General features: G+C 69.1%; 15 protein-coding genes. 9 read left to right on the top strand and 6 right to left on the bottom strand.

Features of this window, described 5'->3' with window-relative positions:
- The first annotated feature begins 125 nt into the window (after positions 1-125).
- From ASD47_RS02475 to alr, 3 genes are all read left to right on the top strand, one after another.
- Entirely contained in the window at positions 126-1,658 is a 1,533-nt protein-coding gene (locus ASD47_RS02475) for a replicative DNA helicase (protein WP_082564412.1), read from the top strand.
- Positions 1,659-1,726: 68 nt separating this feature from the next.
- Positions 1,727-2,410, top strand: a complete 684-nt coding sequence (locus ASD47_RS02480) for a MarC family protein (protein WP_056751067.1) — start codon at positions 1,727-1,729, stop codon at positions 2,408-2,410.
- A gap of 55 nt (positions 2,411-2,465) precedes the next feature.
- Positions 2,466-3,548 carry an alanine racemase gene (gene alr / locus ASD47_RS02485; RefSeq protein ID WP_056751070.1) on the top strand — a complete coding sequence of 361 codons (1,083 nt, stop codon included), beginning with the start codon at positions 2,466-2,468 and terminating at the stop codon, positions 3,546-3,548.
- 2 nt (positions 3,549-3,550) lie between these two features.
- Here alr and ASD47_RS02490 read toward each other — a convergent pair whose 3' ends face one another.
- Positions 3,551-4,744 (bottom strand): Yip1 family protein, encoded by a 1,194-nt coding sequence (locus ASD47_RS02490; protein WP_056751073.1) that lies wholly within the window; start codon positions 4,742-4,744, stop codon positions 3,551-3,553.
- Positions 4,745-4,923: 179 nt separating this feature from the next.
- Here ASD47_RS02490 and radA point away from each other — a divergent pair, with 179 nt between their 5' ends.
- The 6 genes from radA (at position 4,924) to ASD47_RS02520 (ending at position 12,133) form a co-directional block, all read left to right on the top strand.
- Positions 4,924-6,306 (top strand): DNA repair protein RadA, encoded by a 1,383-nt coding sequence (gene radA / locus ASD47_RS02495; protein ID WP_056751076.1) that lies wholly within the window; start codon positions 4,924-4,926, stop codon positions 6,304-6,306.
- Positions 6,303-6,926, top strand: a complete 624-nt coding sequence (locus ASD47_RS02500) for a CvpA family protein (protein WP_056751081.1) — start codon at positions 6,303-6,305, stop codon at positions 6,924-6,926. The genes radA and ASD47_RS02500 overlap by 4 nt, the downstream gene beginning before the upstream one ends.
- On the top strand, positions 6,923-8,425 hold the full coding sequence (gene purF / locus ASD47_RS02505; RefSeq protein WP_056751084.1) for an amidophosphoribosyltransferase: 1,503 nt from the start codon (positions 6,923-6,925) through the stop codon (positions 8,423-8,425). The genes ASD47_RS02500 and purF overlap by 4 nt, the downstream gene beginning before the upstream one ends.
- A gap of 125 nt (positions 8,426-8,550) precedes the next feature.
- Positions 8,551-9,534 (top strand): bile acid:sodium symporter family protein, encoded by a 984-nt coding sequence (locus ASD47_RS02510; RefSeq protein ID WP_056751088.1) that lies wholly within the window; start codon positions 8,551-8,553, stop codon positions 9,532-9,534.
- A gap of 42 nt (positions 9,535-9,576) precedes the next feature.
- Positions 9,577-10,329 (top strand): SDR family NAD(P)-dependent oxidoreductase, encoded by a 753-nt coding sequence (locus ASD47_RS02515; protein ID WP_056751090.1) that lies wholly within the window; start codon positions 9,577-9,579, stop codon positions 10,327-10,329.
- Between the two features lie 313 nt (positions 10,330-10,642).
- Positions 10,643-12,133, top strand: coding sequence for a PAS domain-containing methyl-accepting chemotaxis protein (locus ASD47_RS02520; protein ID WP_056751094.1), 1,491 nt, complete (start codon positions 10,643-10,645; stop codon positions 12,131-12,133).
- Here the strand turns inward: ASD47_RS02520 and ASD47_RS02525 are convergent.
- The 5 genes from ASD47_RS02525 to panB all read right to left on the bottom strand — a co-directional run bounded on the left by ASD47_RS02525 (position 12,130) and on the right by panB (position 17,811).
- Positions 12,130-12,699 carry an alpha-ketoglutarate-dependent dioxygenase AlkB gene (locus tag ASD47_RS02525; RefSeq protein WP_056751097.1) on the bottom strand — a complete coding sequence of 190 codons (570 nt, stop codon included), beginning with the start codon at positions 12,697-12,699 and terminating at the stop codon, positions 12,130-12,132. The two genes, ASD47_RS02520 and ASD47_RS02525, sit on opposite strands and share 4 nt — an antisense overlap.
- Positions 12,700-12,742: 43 nt before the next feature.
- Positions 12,743-14,512, bottom strand: a complete 1,770-nt coding sequence (der, locus tag ASD47_RS02530; protein WP_056751100.1) for a ribosome biogenesis GTPase Der — start codon at positions 14,510-14,512, stop codon at positions 12,743-12,745.
- Between the two features lie 108 nt (positions 14,513-14,620).
- Positions 14,621-16,036, bottom strand: coding sequence for a PQQ-binding-like beta-propeller repeat protein (locus ASD47_RS02535; protein ID WP_369800248.1), 1,416 nt, complete (start codon positions 16,034-16,036; stop codon positions 14,621-14,623).
- Positions 16,037-16,047: 11 nt separating this feature from the next.
- On the bottom strand, positions 16,048-16,806 hold the full coding sequence (locus ASD47_RS02540; RefSeq protein WP_056751106.1) for a tetratricopeptide repeat protein: 759 nt from the start codon (positions 16,804-16,806) through the stop codon (positions 16,048-16,050).
- Between the two features lie 177 nt (positions 16,807-16,983).
- Positions 16,984-17,811 (bottom strand): 3-methyl-2-oxobutanoate hydroxymethyltransferase, encoded by an 828-nt coding sequence (panB, locus tag ASD47_RS02545; protein ID WP_056751570.1) that lies wholly within the window; start codon positions 17,809-17,811, stop codon positions 16,984-16,986.
- Positions 17,812-18,033: the final 222 nt, after the last annotated feature.

Genomic DNA, 18,033 nt, shown 5'->3' on the forward strand with positions numbered 1-18,033 from the left:
CCCGCGCCGTTTTCATGCGTCCGGATCTGTCGGAGGGGGCTGTCAGAACATACACAGAATATCCCCGTTCATCTTCGCCGACGCCCCGCTGCGTCCGCGCGAAAAATCCGGCTCCGCGTTAACCTGTGGCAATGTCCCTCGTCCCTGCTCTAGACCTTCGCCCACCCTCGCCGATGGGCGACATCGTCGTCGCCGTCGCACCGCACAACCTGGAAGCCGAGCAAGCGCTGCTGGGCGTGCTGCTGTACGATAACGCCGCCTACGAACGCCTGACCGACAGCCTGCAGGGCCGCCACTTCTACGAGCCCTTCCACCAACGGCTGTTCGGCTCGATCGAGACCCACATCCGCAAGGGCCAGCTGGCCGAGCCGATCCTGCTGGCCGATGAGTTCAAGCACGACCCGGCGTTCGAGGAGCTGGGCGGCCTGCGCTACCTGGCCGACCTGGTCGACCGCGCCCCGCCGGCCGCCAATGTCGGCGACTATGCGCGTGCGGTGTTCGACCTGGCCCTGCGCCGCGACCTGATCCGCATTGGCGGCGAGATCGCCTCCACCGCCCACGGCGGCGTCGGCAAGGACGACGTCAAGCTGCCGGCCCGTGACCAGATCGAGGCGGCCGAACAGCAGCTCTACACCCTGGCCGAAAGCGGCACGGCCAGTTCGGGCTTCGTCAGCTTCGGGGACGCCCTGCGCGGCGCCGTCGAGATGACCGCCGAGGCCTACAGCCGCGACGGCGGCATGTCGGGCCTGGCCACCGACCTGATCGACCTGGACACCAAGATCGGCGGCCTGCACCCCTCCGACCTGATCGTCCTGGCCGGCCGACCGTCGATGGGCAAGACGGCGCTGGCGACCAACATCGCCTTCAACGTCGCCAAGAAGTACGCCTGGGAGCCCCAGCCGGACGGCACCAAGAAGACCGTCAGCGGCGGCGTCGTGGCCTTCTACTCGCTGGAAATGAGCGCGGAACAGCTGGCCCTGCGTATGCTGGCCGACGCCTCGGGCGTCTCGGGCGACAAGCTCCGCAAGGGCGAGATCGACGCGTCGGAGTTCGGCCGGGTGCGCGACGCGGCCATCGAGCTGCAGGAAGCCCCGCTCTATATCGACGCCACCGGCGGCATTTCGATCGCCAAGCTGACCGCCCGGGCCCGTCGCCTGAAGCGCCAGGTCGGCCTGGACCTGATCGTCGTCGACTACCTGCAGCTGGTCACCGGCTCGGACCTGGGCTCGAACGCCAACCGCGTGCAGGAGGTCTCGCAGATCACCATGGGCTTGAAGGCCCTGGCCAAGGAGCTGGCCTGCCCGGTCATCGCCCTTTCGCAGCTGTCGCGCCAGGTCGAGCAGCGCGAGGACAAGCGTCCGCAGTTGTCCGACCTTCGCGAATCCGGCTCGATCGAGCAGGACGCCGACATGGTCTGGTTCGTCTATCGCGAAAGCTACTATGTCGGCCGTTCCGAGCCGCGCGAGGGCACGCCCGAGCACCTGCAGTGGCAGGAGGACATGGACCGCCTGCAGGGCCTGGCCGAGGTGATCATCGCCAAGCAGCGTCACGGCCCGATCGGCACCGTGCGCCTGTCGTTCAACAGCGACACCACCCGCTTCGGCAACCTGGCCCGCGACCACTACTTCCACCAGATGCGCAGCGGCTCGGACGAATAGCGCTCCGGGATTTGACGGGGGCGGCGGGACTCGGCCACGGTGCCAGGACCCGCTGAACGAGGCCGCGAATGGATTTCACCCCCCTGCCGACCTCCACGGTGGTCGGCGCGTTCCTGCTGGCCTTTCCGGCGCTGTTCTCGATCGTCAATCCGGTCGGCGCCTCGCTGATCTTCCACCAGGTGCTGGCCGACCGCACCCCGCGCGAGCGGCGGCGGCTGGCCCTGCGAATCGCCGTCAACGCCCTGCTGATCCTGCTGGGGTCGCTGCTGCTGGGCGGCTACATCCTGAACTTCTTCGGGGTCAGCCTGGGTGCGCTGCGGGTGGCCGGCGGCCTGGTGGTGGCGATCCGCGCCTGGGGCCTGCTGATGGGGCCCGAGGCCCACGAGGACCGCAAGAGCGACGCGGCCTCGCCCGCCGAGCGTAAGACCGACGACATCGCCTTCTTCCCGCTGACCATGCCGTTCACGACCGGGCCGGGCTCGATCGCGGTGGCCATCGCCCTGTCGTCCCAGCGACCGGCGGGCGGACACACCGTGATCCCGTTCTTCCTCGGCGCCAGCCTGGCGGCGCTGGCGGTGGCCCTGTCGATCTGGGGCCTCTACCGGGCTTCGGACCGGGTCATGGCCCTGCTCGGCGTCTCCGGCGCCCGGGTCATGTCGCGGCTGGTCGCCTTTCTGCTGCTGTGCATCGGCGTTCAGATCCTGGCCAGCGGCGTCGAGAGCCTGGCGACCGACTTCCTGGCCCGCCGCTGAAGATCCTCAGGATCTGGACTGGCCTTGCGCGGCGCGCTCGGCTACGCCCTGCCCCGTGACCGAAGCCAGCCGCCTCACCCTCGATCTGGACGCCCTGGCGTCCAACCACGCCCTGCTCCGGGCCGCCGCCGGCGGGGCCGAGATCGCGCCGGCCGTCAAGGCCGACGGCTACGGCCTCGGCGCGGCCCTGGTGGCCGGGCGGCTGTGGGACGAGGGCGCGCGGAGCTTCTATGTCGCCCGCCTGTCGGAAGGCGTCGCCCTACGCCGGTCGCTGGGCGACCGCGCGGCGACGATCTATCTGCTGGACGGCGTCACGCCCGGCGCGGCCCCGGCCATCGAGGCGGCCGGCCTGACGCCGGTGCTCAACAGCCTGCCGCAGATCGAAGCCTGGAACAGCCATGCCCGCGGCCGCGTGCTGGACGCCGCCCTGCACATCGACACCGGCATGAACCGCCTGGGCCTGCGCCCCGAGGAGGCCGCGGTTCTGGTGGGAGCGATGGACCGGCTGAAGTTCCTGAACATCACCCTGGTGATCAGCCACCTGGCCTGCGCCGGCGAGCCCGACCATCCGCTGAACGCGCGCCAGCGGGCGCGCTTCGTCGAAGCCGCCGCCCTGTTCCCGGACGCCCGTCGCAGCCTGGCCAATTCGGGCGGGATCTTCCTGGGCGAGGCCTTCCGCTTCGACCAATGCCGTCCGGGGATCAGCCTCTACGGCGGCGGCCCGCGCGATGTTCCCGACACGAGGATCAAGGCGGTGGCGACGCTGGAAGCGCCGATCCTCCAGGCCCGGGTCGTGCCGCGCGGCGAGAGCATCGGCTACGGCGCGGCCTTCACCGCCCAGGACACCACGCGCGTGGCCATTCTGGCGGCCGGCTACGCCGACGGCGTGCCGCGCGCCGCCCATCCGCGGGGATCGGTGTGGTTCGACGGCGCCCGGCGGCCGATGCTGGGCCGGGTGTCGATGGACCTGATCGCCGTCGACATCACTGACTGCGACGCCGCCCGTCCCGGCGCCCTGATGCAAATCATCGGCCCCGACCTGCCGGTCGACGAGGCCGCCGCCGCCGCCGGCACCACGTCCTACGAACTGCTGACCCGCATCGCGCCCCGGGCGCGACGCGTGATCAAGGGCGGCTAGAGCTAGCGCGCCAGCCCTTCCAGTCGCCCGGCGTCCACGGACGCCACGGCCTGCTTCAGCACGTCGATGCTGTCGGCGTTGCCGTTGGCCTCGACCGAGAAGCGCTCGCCGACCAGGATGCTGTAGCGGCCGGACTTGGCCTCCCGGTCCCACTCCTCGGTGGTCAGGCGGCCATCCACCGTGCCCGACTTCTCGTAGCCGGTCTGGGTTTCCTTGGTGGACTGAGCGTCAACCGCGCTGGCCAAGGCGGCCATGCCGGCCATCGCGCCCAGGTCGGTGACCGCCAGGCGGAAGCTGGCGCCGTCCTTCTGGTAGTCGCCGGTGGCGACGGCCATCGACATGCCGCCGGCCCCGCCCGAATTGGTCTCAAGGCCCGTGCGCTGGAACCCCGCGACGGCGCCGGGGAGCAGGCCCTTCAAGGTCTCGGCCGGCACGGACGGGGCGTTCTTGCCCGCTTCCATCCGGGCGGCGGCGGCCTCCATCTTCTTGCTGGCCGCGTCCAGCTTGCCCAGGTCGACCTTGGCGCCGTTGACCTCCATCGTGCCGGACATGGTGCCGGTGTTGGCGGCGTGGCTCGCCAGGCCGGAGCCGAACATCGCCGCGCCGGCCACGGCGCCGGTGATCGCCGCGATGACGATCGACAGCACGATCGCGCAGAGGATGGTGACGGCCGTATAGCCCAGCGCCTTTTCGCTGGGCGCCTTCATCAGCTTGGGCAGGCCGAGATAGAGCAGGTAGAAGCCATAGAGGCTGGCCAGGGCGCCGATCATGACGAGCGGCGGGAAGATCCCCAAAATTCCGAACACCCAGGCGGCGGTGTAGCTGTAGGCCGCGACCTTGAACGCCTGGACCCGGTCCTTCTGGCCATCGAAGCTGGGGGCCAGGGCGTCGATGATCAGCGCCACCAGGAACACCGACAGCAGGCTCAGGCCATAGGCGATCACGGCGCTGACGACGGACGAGACCAGCGGCGGCCTAATGTGGAAGCCGAAGCCGCCGATGCCGAACACCTGTCCGCCGATCAGGCCGGCGACCGGCGGGATCGCGGCCAGGATGCAGACATAGCCGACATACAGCCCCTTGATCGTCGCCGGCTCGGCGTCGATGCGCTCCCACTCGGCCGAAGGCGACAGCAGCAGGCGTTTCACGCGGCCGACGAGATCGGACGAGCCCGCCTGGGGTTCAATGACAGTCATACGATCGCTCCTCCGCGAATCCTGAACGTCCCCCGACGTCGTCCCTGTATAACCATCACCATGGGAGGTTGAGAACATCGTTCCGTGACAAGGGTTCGTCCGCTCGGACGATGCGTCCGTCTTTGGCGCAGGGGAGCGCCAGGCTGTAGTCTCTCGTCATCTTCGAATCAGGAGCATCCATGGCCCGCGACGGCGCCGTCTACGCCTGCCAGTCCTGCGGCGCGGTCTCGACCAAATGGTCGGGTCAGTGCTCGGCTTGCCAGAGCTGGAACAGCCTGGTCGAGGAGGTCGGGGCCCGTGCGCCAGGAGCCCTGTCGAGCACCAAGGCCACCCGTGTACGCGGCCTGCAGTTCACCGGCCTGGAGAGCGACACCCCCGCCCCGCCCCGGATCATCACCGGCGTCGACGAGTTCGACCGGGTCTGCGGCGGCGGCGTCGTGCCCGGTTCGGCCATCCTGATCGGCGGCGACCCCGGCGTGGGCAAGTCCACCCTGCTGCTGGAGGTGATGGCCAAGGCGTCGCTGAGCGGCGTCCACTGCGCCTACATCTCCGGCGAGGAGGCCGTGGCCCAGATCCGCGGCCGGGCCGACCGCATGGGTTTCGCCCAGGCCCCGGTGAAGCTGGCCGCCGAGAGCAGCCTGCGCGACATCCTCGACGGCCTGAAGCGCGAGAAGTTCGACCTGGTGGTCATCGACTCGATCCAGACCCTGTGGAGCGACGCCCACGAGGCCGGGCCGGGCACGGTCACGCAGGTCCGCGCCTGCGCCAGCGAGCTGGTGCGCCTGGCCAAGAAGCAGGGCGTGGCGATCCTGATGGTCGGCCACGTCACAAAGGACGGCCAGATCGCCGGCCCGCGCGTGGTCGAGCACCTGGTCGATGCGGTGCTCAGCTTCGAGGGCGAGCGCGGCTATCCGTTCCGGGTGCTGCGCGGGGCCAAGAACCGGTTCGGGGCCACCGACGAGATCGGCGTGTTCGAGATGGGCGACTCGGGGCTGCGCGAGGTGAAGAACCCCTCGGCCCTGTTCCTGAACGAGGGCGGTGAGCGGGCGGCCGGCGCGGCGGTGTTCGCGGGCATCGAGGGCTCGCGACCCGTCCTGGTCGAATTTCAGGCGCTGGTCGCGCCCTCCGCGTACGGAACGCCCCGGCGCGCGGTGGTCGGATGGGATTCTGGCCGGCTGGCCATGGTTTTGGCTGTGCTGGAATCGCGTTGCGGCCTTGGTTTTGGCAACAAGGACGTCTATCTGAACGTCGCTGGCGGCCTGCGGATCACCGAGCCGGCGGCGGACTTGGCGGCGGCGGCGGCCCTGGCCTCCTCGGCCCTCGACATCGCCCTGCCGCAGGACTGCGTCGTGTTCGGCGAAGTCAGCCTGTCCGGTGAAGTGCGGCCGGTGAGCCGTATGGAGACACGTTTGAAAGAGGCCGCGAAACTCGGCTTTGGTCGAGCTCTGGGACCGTTGTCGGGCCTGCCCGAAGGCGGCGGAGCCCTGCCCGTGGCGGGCGTCGCGCGCCTGGCCGACGCCGTGCGCCGCATCGGCGACGAGATCTGGGGCCAGCTGACGTGACGCCGTTCGACATCATCTTCGGCCTGATCCTGCTGGTCTCGGCCCTGGTCGGCTTCGCCCGGGGCGCCTCGCGCGAGCTGACCTCGGCCCTGTCGTTCATCGTCGCCGCCCTGCTCTCGCTCCTGGCGCTGCGGGTCACCGGACCGCTGTTCCGCGGCCTGATGGACCCCGACTGGGCGGCCACGGCGGCCGCGATCCTGGTCACCTTCGTGATCGCCTTCGTGCTGTTGCGCCTGATCGGCGCCCAGATCACCAAGACCCTGCACGCCGACGGCGCGCTGGGCACGCTGGACCGGTTGATGGGCCTGGCGTTCGGCCTGCTGCGCGGCCTGGTGGTGCTGGGGGTGTTCAGCCTGGTGTTCCACATGGCCACCCCGCCCGACCGCGTGCCCAGCTGGATGTCGAAGTCGGCGCTGTATCCGCTGTCCAACGCCGCCGGCCGCGTGCTGAAGGTGTTCGCACCGAAGGGCGCGGGCCTGGCCGGAAAGTTGGCGCCCGCCATTGAGGACGCCGTTCACGACGGCGCCAGCGACAAACCGTCCGACCGCAAGTCGGGCGATCCGGGTTATGATAAGGACCAGCGTCGCTCGCTCGACGACCTGGTGGAGAAATCGCGATGACGTCCTTCGGCCAGTCGACCGACCGCTTCTCGTCCAAGCCGTGGCGTGATCCGGAGGACGACACCCTGCGGCTCGAATGCGGGGTCTTCGGCGTCTATGACGTGCGAGACGCCGCCGCGGTGACGGCGCTGGGCCTGCACGCCCTGCAGCATCGCGGCCAGGAGGCCTGCGGCATCGCCGCCTTCGACGGCCAGCGTTTCCACACCGAGCGCCACATGGGCCACGTGGGCGACGCCTTCACCGGCAACGACCTGGTCCAGCGCCTGCCCGGCGGCATGGCCATCGGCCACACCCGCTATTCCACGGCCGGCGGTAGCGGCATCCGAAACGTCCAGCCGATGTTCGCCGATCTCGAGACCGGCGGCGTGGCCATCGCCCATAACGGCAACCTGACCAACTTCCTGACCCTGCGCGAGCGCCTGGTGCAGGAGGGCGCGATCTTCCAGTCGACCAGCGACAGCGAAGTGATCCTTCATCTGATCGCCCGGTCGCGGAAAGCCCGGATCGTCGACCGCTTCATCGACGCCGTCGGCCAGATCGAGGGCGGCTACGCGATCGTGGCCATCACCAACAAGAAGATGATCGGCCTGCGCGACCCGCTGGGCATCCGCCCGCTGGTATTGGGCGACCTGGACGGCAAGCCCGTCCTGGCGTCCGAAACCTGCGCCCTGGACATGATCGGCGCCCGCTTCGTACGCGACGTCGAGCACGGCGAGATGGTGGTGATCTCCGAGACCGGCGTGAAGTCGCTTCGGCCCTTCCAGAACGTCGCCGCACGCCCCTGCGTGTTCGAATACGTCTACTTCGCCCGCCCCGACAGCGTCGTGAACGGCCGCTCGGTCTATGACGTCCGCAAGCGCATGGGCCAGCGCCTGGCCGAGGAGACCGGCGTCGAGGCCGACGTCGTGGTGCCGGTGCCAGACAGCGGCGTCCCCGCCGCCATCGGCTACGCGCAGGCCAGCGGCCTGCCGTTCGACCTGGGCATCATCCGCAACCACTATGTGGGCCGCACCTTCATTCAGCCCACCCAGGGCGTGCGCGAACTGGGCGTGCGCATGAAGCACAGCCCCAACCGCGCCGTGCTGGAAGGCAAGCGCGTGATCCTGATCGACGACTCGATCGTGCGCGGCACCACCTCGCTGAAGATCGTCCGCATGGTCCGCGAGGCCGGCGCCCGGGAGGTACACCTCCGCTCGGCCAGTCCGCCGATCAAGTGGCCTGACTTCTACGGCATCGACATGCCCGAGCGGGAACAGCTGCTGGCGGCCACCAAGTCGCTGGAGGAGATGGCCAAATTCCTGGAAGTGGACTCGCTCGGCTTCCTGTCGGTCGACGGCCTGTATCAGGCGCTGGAAGCCGGTCCGCGCGACCCGGCGCGTCCGCAGTTCACCGACCACTACTTCACCGGCGACTATCCCACCCGCCTGACCGATCGCGAGATCGCCGAGGGTCGCAACGACCAGGCCGAAAAGCAGCTGTCGCTGCTGGTCAGCGCCTAGTTCCCGCGTCCCACGAGGCTCGCGATGGTTCGCGCCTCCGGATGAGGAGCGTTTAGCCAAATTCTGAAGCCCTCGTCCTGAGGCGCCGCGCAGCGGCCTCGAAGGACGCAGGCGTCGCCGCAAGGATGCCGCGTTTGCTCAAAGACCTCCTCGCCAAGCTGAAGATCGACGGCTACATCCTGGCCTTGTTCGGCATGGTCGTGCTGGCCTCGGTGCTGCCGGTGCGCGGCGAGGCGGCGATGATCGTCGGCTGGGTGGTCAAGATCGCCATCGCCCTGTTGTTCTTCCTGCACGGCGCCAAGCTGTCGCGCGAAGCCGTGGTCGCGGGCCTGACCCACTGGCGCCTGCACCTGACGATTCTGGCCTTCACCTTCGTACTGTTCCCGGCTCTGGGCCTGCTGATCAGCAGATCCGGCGTGCTGTCGCCCACCCTGTCGAGCGGCATGCTGTTCCTGTGCTGCCTGCCCTCGACCGTGCAGTCGTCGATCGCCTTCACCTCGATCGGCCGGGGCAATGTGGCCGCCGCCGTCTGCGCGGCCTCGGCCTCGAACCTGCTGGGCATCTTCCTGACGCCGGTGCTGGTGGGCGTGCTGATGCAGGCTCATGGCGACGTGGGCGGCTGGGACTCGGTCCAGTCGATCGTCGTCCAGCTTCTGGTTCCGTTCGTAGCCGGCCAGCTGTTGCGGCCCTGGGTCGGCCCCTGGATCGAGAAGCACAAGGCCCTGGTAGGCCAGGTGGACCGCGGTTCGATCCTGCTGGTGGTCTATTCGGCGTTCAGCGCCGCCGTGGTCGGCGGCATCTGGAAGATCGTCTCGATTCCCGAACTGTTCCTGCTGCTGGCGGTTTGCGCCGCGCTGCTGGCCGTTGTCATGGCCGCCACGGTGTTCGGCTCGCGGGCCCTAGGCTTCTCCAAGCCCGACGAGGTGGCCATCGTGTTCTGCGGCTCCAAGAAGAGCCTGGCCACCGGCGTGCCCATGGCCGGCATCCTGTTCCCCGGAGCCACGGCCGGCATCCTGGTCCTGCCGCTGATGCTGTTCCACCAGATCCAGCTGATGGCCTGCTCGGTGATCGCCCAGCGCTATGGCGCGCGGCCGGCGGACGAGGCCTGATCGGCGGTTTCCATCGCTCTGCTTAACCCCTAGAACCCGCCCATGACTTCCGACTCCGAAAAGCCGCTGGCCGGCCGCATCGCCCTCGTGACCGGCGCCACCCGCGGGATCGGCGAGGCTATCGCCCTGGGCCTGGCCCAGGCCGGCGCCCACGTGGTGGCGGTGGGGCGCACCCAAGGCGCCCTGGAGGCGCTCGACGACACGATCTTCGCCGCCACCGCGGAGCACGCCACCCTGGTCCCCCTGGACCTGCGCGAGCCCGACGGCCTGGACCAGCTGGGCGCGGCCCTCTACGAGCGCTACGGCAAGCTTGACGTCCTGGTGGGGGCCGCCGGCGTGCTGGGCGCCCTGACGCCCGTGGGTCACCTCGACCCCAAGGGTTGGGACATGATTATGGCCACCAACCTGACGGCCAACTGGCGTCTGATCCGGTCCATGGATCCGCTGCTGCGTCGCGCCGAGGCTGGCCGGGCCATCTTCCTGACCAGCAGCCTGGCCAAGACCCACCGCGCCTTCTGGGGCGGCTATGCCGCTTCGAAGGCCGGGCTGGAGGCCGTTGTCGGCTGCTATGACGACGAGATGGAGAACACCACGGTGCGCGCCGTCTGCGTCGATCCCGGCGCCATGCGCACCCGCATGCGGGCCGGCGCCTTCCCCGGCGAGGATCCCCAGACCGTGCCCGCGCCCGAGACCATCGTCCCGTTGATCGTCGACCTGTCGCGTCCTGATCGTGAGCCGCCCAAGGGCGTGGTGCGGTTCAAGGAACGTGGCCAGGAGTCCGCCAGCGTCGGCTGACGGCGCCACTCTCGTTCTGTCGTTGATGTTTAACTTGGCGAACGCTCTCCCCGGAGGCCTTCACATTCCAGGTGGCCAGCAAGCCGCGTGTCGACTTTTGGACGATTAACGACACGATGTCAGCGCCTTATGGCGTTCGAGCAGGTCTGCGCCTCCCCCCGGAGAACCGCGCCCATAGATTGACTTGCGCCAAACTGCCGCAGCATCACGTGTAGTCGCAAGCGCCAGGGTTAACCTCTCCTCAACGCCGCCGACGCACGTTTCACGTGCGGGGAAAACCTTCGATTGGGCGCTCCCTCGGGGGAATGCATCCATGTCGCTGTTTTCGACCAAACGTCCTGACCCTAAGGCGGCTCAGAGGCTCGCGGATCTTGAGGCCACCGTCGCGGCGATCGATCGCTCCCAGGCGATGATCGAGTTCCAGCTGGACGGCACGATCATCACGGCCAACAAGAACTTCCTCGACACCGTCGGCTATGCGTTGGACGAAATCGACGGCCGCCACCACGAGATGTTCGTGAATCCGGCCTATGGGCGCAGCGCCGAGTACAAGGCCTTCTGGGCCAGCCTGGCGCGCGGCGAGTTCTTTTCCGACAAGTTCCAGCGCGTGGGCAAGGGCGGCAAGGACGTCTGGATCCAGGGCAACTACAACCCGATCTTCGATGCCGCCGGCAAGCCCTGCAAGGTCATCAAGTTCGCTGTCGACATCACCCAGGCCGAGCTGGAGCGCATCGACAACGAGAAACGCCGGCAGGCCGAGGCCGAGCAGAGCGCCGTCGTCTGCTCGCTGGCCGCCTATCTCAAGCGCCTGGCGGCCGGCGACCTGACCGCCCGGATCACCGAGACCTTCGAAGGCCGCTTCCTGCCGATCAAGGAAGACTTCAACGCCGCCGTCGACAGCTTGCGCTCGGCGATGAGCCAGATCGTCGACTCCACCGAGGGGCTGCGCGCCAGTTCCGACGAGATCGCCTCGGCCTCGGACGACCTGTCGCGCCGCACGGAGCAGCAAGCCGCCTCGCTGGAGGAAACCGCCGCCGCCCTGGACGAGATCACCGCCACCGTCCGCCGCAGCGCCGCCGGAGCCAAAGAGGCCTCGACCGCCGCGTCCAGCGCCCGCCAGCAGGCCGCCCGCTCCGGCGAGGTCGTGCGGGACGCGGTCGCCGCCATGGGCGAGATCGAGCAAAGCTCGGGGCAGATCACCCAGATCATCGGCGTCATCGACGAGATCGCCTTCCAGACCAACCTCCTGGCCCTGAACGCGGGGGTCGAGGCCGCCCGCGCCGGCGACGCCGGCCGCGGCTTCGCCGTCGTGGCCCAGGAAGTCCGGGCCCTGGCCCAACGCTCGGCCGAGGCGGCCAAAGAGATCAAGACCCTGATCGCCAACAGCACGTCTCAGGTGGCGCGCGGCGTCCAGCTGGTCGGCGACACCGGCCAGGCGTTGAGCGGCATCGTCGGCAAGGTGGCCGAGATCGACACCCTGATCTCCGGGATCGCCCAGTCCTCGCAGGAACAGGCCACCGGCCTCAACCAGGTCAATTCCGCCGTCAACCAGATGGACCAGGTGACGCAGCAGAACGCCGCCATGGTGGAGCAGGCCACGGCCGCGGCCTCCAACATGCGCTCCGAGTCCGGCGCGCTGGCCGAGCTGGTGTCGCGCTTCCAGACCGGCGACGCCGCTCGTCGCTCCGGGCGTCCGACCGCCACGGCCCGCGCGGTTGAAGCCCCCCGCCCCACGACCCGCGCCGTTCCCCAGATGCGTCCGGGGTCCAGCGCCGCGGTCGCGCCGGAATGGGAAGAGTTCTAGGCCAGGGTGCGAAAGGTGATCGAGTAGCGCAGGGCCGCGACCGGCGGGATGCTGTGCTCCCAGACCGACCGGGCTTCCCCCGCCAGCCCATAGGCCGAGCGTGGCTCCAAGGTCAGGGAGCGCCGCTCCCACCTCGCCTCGCGCGGTCGTCGAAAGCGCATAACGCACGGCGAGAGCAACGAGAATCCGACGACCCGTCCGAATGCTGGCCTGTCGCGATGCCAGCCGATCGGCGCGCCGGGCGGATATTCATTGATCAGGGCGTGAACCAGTTCGTCCGGCGTCAGTCCGGCGAACGTGGCCGCCTTGCGGCGCAAGGCCAGCAGGAAGTCCGGGATCGGCGGACCGTCCTCCAGCCCTGGCCCCGCGCCTTCATAGCGCCGGCCGAACGAAGCCACGCGGCGTTGAGCCACATAGCCCCGCATCTCGAAGGCCCGCAGGTCGAGCTTGGCAAGGGCCTCGGCCAGCGCGGCTTCATCGTCCCGGTCGATCACCTCGGGCCGGTAGGCGAAGCCGGGCGGTCCCGGCGCGGGGTCGTCGAACAGGCTGGCTTGTCGCGGGTCCATGCCATCGGAAATGGCCCCGCCCACGCCGCCGTTCCAGAGCGACTCAGCGTCCCTTCGGCGGCGCCTTGTTGCCGCGCACGGTGCGCGCGCCGGCCACGGGGCGACGCGCCGCGGTCTTGGAGCCGGCCGCCTTGCCGCCCGCGGCCTTAAAACCGACCTTGTAGCTGGGCGTGGTCGACTTCTTCTGGGCCCGGGGCCCCTGCTTCTTGACCGACTTGACCGCCGCCTTGCCCGGCTCGACGGCTGGCGCCGCGGCGATCTCGGCGGGCTTGGGCGCCTTGGACGCCTTCGAGGCGGGCTTGCCGGCGCTCGGGGCCGGGACGGGCAGGCCCGCGGCCTGTGCGGCGGCGGCGGCCGCGGCTTCGGCGACGCGCACCGACTTCTTGACGGTGTTGCGCGAGGCGCGGATCCGCTCCTTCTCGCGTTCCTTGCGCTCGAACTCCCGCTTGCCCTTGCCGGAGTGGCCCTTGGCCTCGCCCTCGGCATAAGGGTTGGCGCCGGACTTCAGGGTGATGCGCAGCGGCACGCCGGGCAGGTCGAAGCTCTCGCGCAGGCTGTTGATCAGGTAGCGCCGATACTGCTCGGGCATCTGGTCGGCGCGGCTGGAGAACAGCACGAAGGTCGGCGGGCGGGCCTTGGTCTGGGCCATGTACTTGGGCTTGATGCGCTTGCCGCCGACGCTGGGCGGCGGGTGGCGCTGCATGGCCATCTGCAGCCAGTCGTTCAGGTCGCGGGTCTTGACCTTGGTCGACCAGTCCTTGTGGCTCTTGAGCACGGCCGGCATCAGCCGTTCCACGCCCTTGCCGGTCTCGCCCGACAGCGCGATCACGGGCGTGCCCCGCAGCTGGGGCAGCATGCGCTCGGCGTGCTCAATGAAACCCTTGAGGGTCGCGCCGGGATCCTCGACCAGGTCCCACTTGGCCAGCACGAAGACCACGCAGCGCCCTTCCCGCTCGGCCAGGTCGGCGATCTGCAGGTCCTGGGTCTCGAACGGATGGGTGGCGTCCATCACCAGCAGGACGACCTCGGCGAAGGTGATCGAGCGGATGGTGTCGCCGGTCGAGAGCTTTTCGAGCTTCTCGTTGACCTTGGCCTTCTTGCGCAGGCCGGCGGTGTCGACCAGCCGCACCTTGCGCCCGCCCCAGTCCCAGTCGACCGAGATGGAATCGCGGGTGATACCGGCTTCCGGGCCGGTCAGCAGGCGCTGCTCGCCGATCAGGCGGTTGATCAGGGTCGACTTGCCGGCGTTGGGACGGCCGACGATGGCGATCTTGATCGGCTTGTCGTCGTCCAGTTCGTCGTGGTCGGTCTGCAGCTCTTCCGGCGCGACGGACAGCAAGGCCGCATAAAGCTCGGCCATGCCCTCGCCGTGCTCGCCGCTGATCTGGATCGGCTCGCCCAGGCCCAGGACATTGGCCTCGGCCGCGCCGTGGTCGCCGGCCTTGCCTTCGGACTTGTTGGCCGCCACCAGCACCGGCTTGTTCCGCTTGCGCAGGATCTCGGCGAAGATCCGGTCCAGCGGCGTCAAGCCCTCGCGGGCGTCGAACACCAGCAGGCTGACGTCGGCCTCGTCGATCGCCAGCTCGGTCTGGGCGCGCATCCGCGCCTCCAGGCTTTCGTCGGTGACGTCCTCGAAGCCGGCGGTGTCGATCAGTTCGAGGTCCAGGTCGCCCAGGCGGCCGTGGGCGAACCGGCGGTCGCGGGTGACGCCGGGCTGGTCATCGACCAGAGCCAGCTTGCGGCCGGCCAGACGGTTGAACAGGGTCGACTTGCCCACATTGGGGCGGCCGACGATGGCGAGTTTCAAAGGCATGGGCTGTGATTAGTCGATTTCGGGGACAAAAGCGACAAACCCGGACTGGTGAGGACCAGCCCGGGTTCGCGGCGCTCGAATTGTGGATCCGGGCAAACCCGGAAACGTCTAGCGGATGGCGATCAGGTCCGCCTCGTCAGTGGCCAGATAGACCGTATCGCCCATGGCGATCGGACCCAGAAGGACCGACTGGCCGATCTTCAGCGTCTTCAGCGTTTCGCCGGTCTTGGGGTTCAGCGCCACGGCCTGGCCTTCGCTCGACACGGTGATCAGGCGGTTCGAGGCCAGGATCGGGGTCGACCAGATGACGGGGTGCTTGGCGCGCTTCTTCTTCTGCTTCTTGCTCAGCTTGTCGGTGTTGTTGAGGTCGCGGATCCAGTAGACCTGACCGGCCTCGCGCGAGACGCAGATCACCTGGCCGGCCTTGTCGACCACGAAGACCACGTCGCCCGCAGCCCAGGGGCTGGTGATGGCGGTGACCGGCAGGCTCCAGCGGGCCTGACCCGTGCGCAGGTCGGTCGCGGCGAACACGCCCGAGTGGCTGACGGCGAAGACGTCACCCTTGAAGATCACCGGGCGGCCGGCGATGTCGCGGATTTCCGACAGGGCGTTGGTGCGGCTGGCGCGGCTGAGCGCCTCGCTCCACAAGTCGTTGCCGTTGCTGGCGCGCAGGGCGACCAGTTCGCCCGAGGCGAAGCCGGCCACGACGGTGTCGCCGCTCACGGCGGGGCTGGTCGCGCCCAGGATGCGGGCCGGCTCGATCAGGGCCTGATAGGTCCAGCCCGGCGCGCCATCGGCGGCGTTGAAGCTCAGCAGCTCGTTGTCGGTCGAGATCACGAACACCCGGCCGTCGGCCACGGTGGGCGCGGCGTGGACCGGCGTGCTGGTCTGCTGGCGCCAGGCTTCCGCGCCGGTGGCGGCGTCAAGCTGGGCCACGAAGCGGAAGCCGGACGAGACATAGAGCTTGCCGTTGGCGTAGGCGACGCCGCCGCCAAAGCCCGTACGGTCGGCCGCGCTGCCGCCGATGCCGAAGAAGCCCCGCTTCTTGCCAGGCGCCTTCGCGGGACGCAGGTCCTTGCGCCAGATCGTCGAGCCGCTCTTGGCGTCGATGGCGCTGACGGTGGCCTCGCCGTCCATCACGAAGATCTTGCCGTCGGCGGCCACCGGCGGCGCGGTCACGTGATACTTGCGGTTGGCCTTCTGGCCAAAGCCCTTGCGCCAGGCGATGTCGAAATTGGCGGCGGCCGCCACGTGCTCGACCGACTGCTCGGCGTTGCCGCCCGGCAGCGGCCAGTCGGCCTGGACGGTCGGCTCGGGCAGGAAGAAGTCGGCGCCCTTCAGGGCTTCGGCCGGCTCGACCTTCTGGTCGAAGGCGATGACCGAGATCCGCTGCCCCTGGCTGGCCAGGGTCTTGTTCGCTTCCTTCTTGTCGAAGGGGTTGAGCTTGGAAATCGTCGAACAGCCCGCCACCGACACCGCGGCGGTCATCATCGCGGTGAGAAGCAGATAGCGCTTGGTCGTCATGGGGCGTCGGCTCATTGGGCGGTATTGGGGGCGACGTCGGCCTGCGGGCCGGTCGGGAGCGAGAGCGCGGCGGACGGCGGCAGGGCCATGGCGGCCTTGACGACGGCCGGCAGGTCCTTGGCGGAACCGGAATCCATCATGGCCATGGCGCCGCGGGCCCGCTCGCGGATTTCGTCGGACGAGTTGTCGAGCGAGCTGGACAGCACCAGGAAGTCGCCGCGCGCGCCGGCCAGGTCGCCGGCCCGCAGCTTGGCGAAGGCCAGCGCTTCCTTCGCCTGCACGCGATAGGGACTCTTCTCGCCCATCAACGGGGTCAGCCTCGCCTCGACGTCTTTGTAAGGAGCCGTGTCGATGAGCGCCAAGGCGGAATTGAGGCCGGCGAGGTCGGCCAGCACCGGATCGGGCGAAAGCTTGGCTGCTTGGTCGAAATAGGCCACCGCTTCGGCGGTCTTGTTCTGCTCCAGGCGCACGCCGCCCATCTGCAGCAGGGCCAGGGCCTTGTAGACGGGCGTGCCTGTCTTGGAGATCGCCTCGAACGCCGGGAACGCCGCGACCGGGCCTGACTTCTGGCCGGTGGTCAGGGCCGCCTGGTAGGCTTCCGTGGCCTTGTTGGTCAGGTTCTCCTGATAGCTGGTCCAGCCCATCCAGCCGCCAACGCCAAGAACCGCCGCCGCGGCCAGCGCGCCCAGCCAGGGCAGCGACTTCAGCGCGAGGGACTTGTAGCGGTCGGAGCGCAGCTGCTCTTCGACCTCGTCAAACACATCGACCACGAACGAGGCTCCGATAGAGGGCGAAACAGCGCCCTGAGGCGTCGACGCCGGATCGCTCCGGAATCGACACGCGAAATGAAAACCATGGTGAGCGGACCCACCGAGGCGGCGAACCTATAGCGTGTCCGGGCCAGCCGCAACGGGGCGGAACCGGCGCCTTCGCCCTTCTTCTTGGTCCTAGCCCTTCTTGGCGTAGTAGGTCTCGGCCTCGCCGGGGAAGGTGCGGGCCTTGACGTCGCGGGCGTAGTCGGCGGCGGCGCGCTCGATCTCGCCCTTCAGGTCGGCGTAGCGGCGCACGAACTTCGGCGCCCAGTCGAACAGCCCCAGCATGTCGTCGACCACCAGGATCTGGCCGTCGCAGCCGGCCGAGGCGCCGATGCCGATGGTCGGGACCGAGATCGCGGCGGTCACGTCGCGCGCCAGGCCCTCGGCCACGCCTTCGACGACCACGGCGAAGGCGCCGGCCTCCGCGGTGGCGCGGGCCTCCTCCAGCACCTTCAGCCGTCCGGCTTCGTCCTTGCCCTTGGCCTTGAAACCGCCGTCGACCAGAACCGCCTGGGGCCGCAGGCCGACATGGCCCATGACTGGAATGCCGCGCTGTACGAGGTAGGCGATGGTGGCGGGCACGGTGGGGCCGCTCTCGACCTTGACCGCCTGGCAGCCCGTTTCCTTCATGATCCGCACCGCATTGGCGTAGGCTTCCTCCGGCGCGCCCTCGTAAGAGCCGAACGGCATGTCGACCACCACCATGGCCTTGCGCGAGCCGCGCATCACAGCCTGGCCATGCAGGATCATCATCTCCAGCGTCACGCCGACGGTGTTGGGCAGGCCGTGGACGACCATCCCCAGCGAGTCGCCGACCAGCAGCAGGTCGCAGGCCTCGTCCAGGGCCGCGGCGACCGGCGCGGTGTAGGCCGTCAGGCAGACAATGGGCTCGCCGCTCTTGCGCGCGGCGATGTCGGGAGCCGCCAGGCGACGGACTTTCTCTTCACGATGAGCGGACAGGATCAGCACTCCAGCGAAAAACGCCTGCCGTTTTCCGCCAGATCGTTCGGCGCCGCAACATTATCAGTGAAAAGTCCGGCGGACCGCGACCAAGGTCTGTGGACCGTCAGGCGTTTGGCGTCGAGGCGCCGCCCTCGTCCTTCGACAGGCTCAGGATGAGGGCGAGCGGTAGGGCGGGTGAGTAGAATTCCTCATCCTGAGCTTGTCGAAGGACGAGGAATT

Source organism: Caulobacter sp. Root1472, assembly GCF_001426985.1.
Taxonomy (GTDB): domain Bacteria; phylum Pseudomonadota; class Alphaproteobacteria; order Caulobacterales; family Caulobacteraceae; genus Caulobacter; species Caulobacter rhizosphaerae.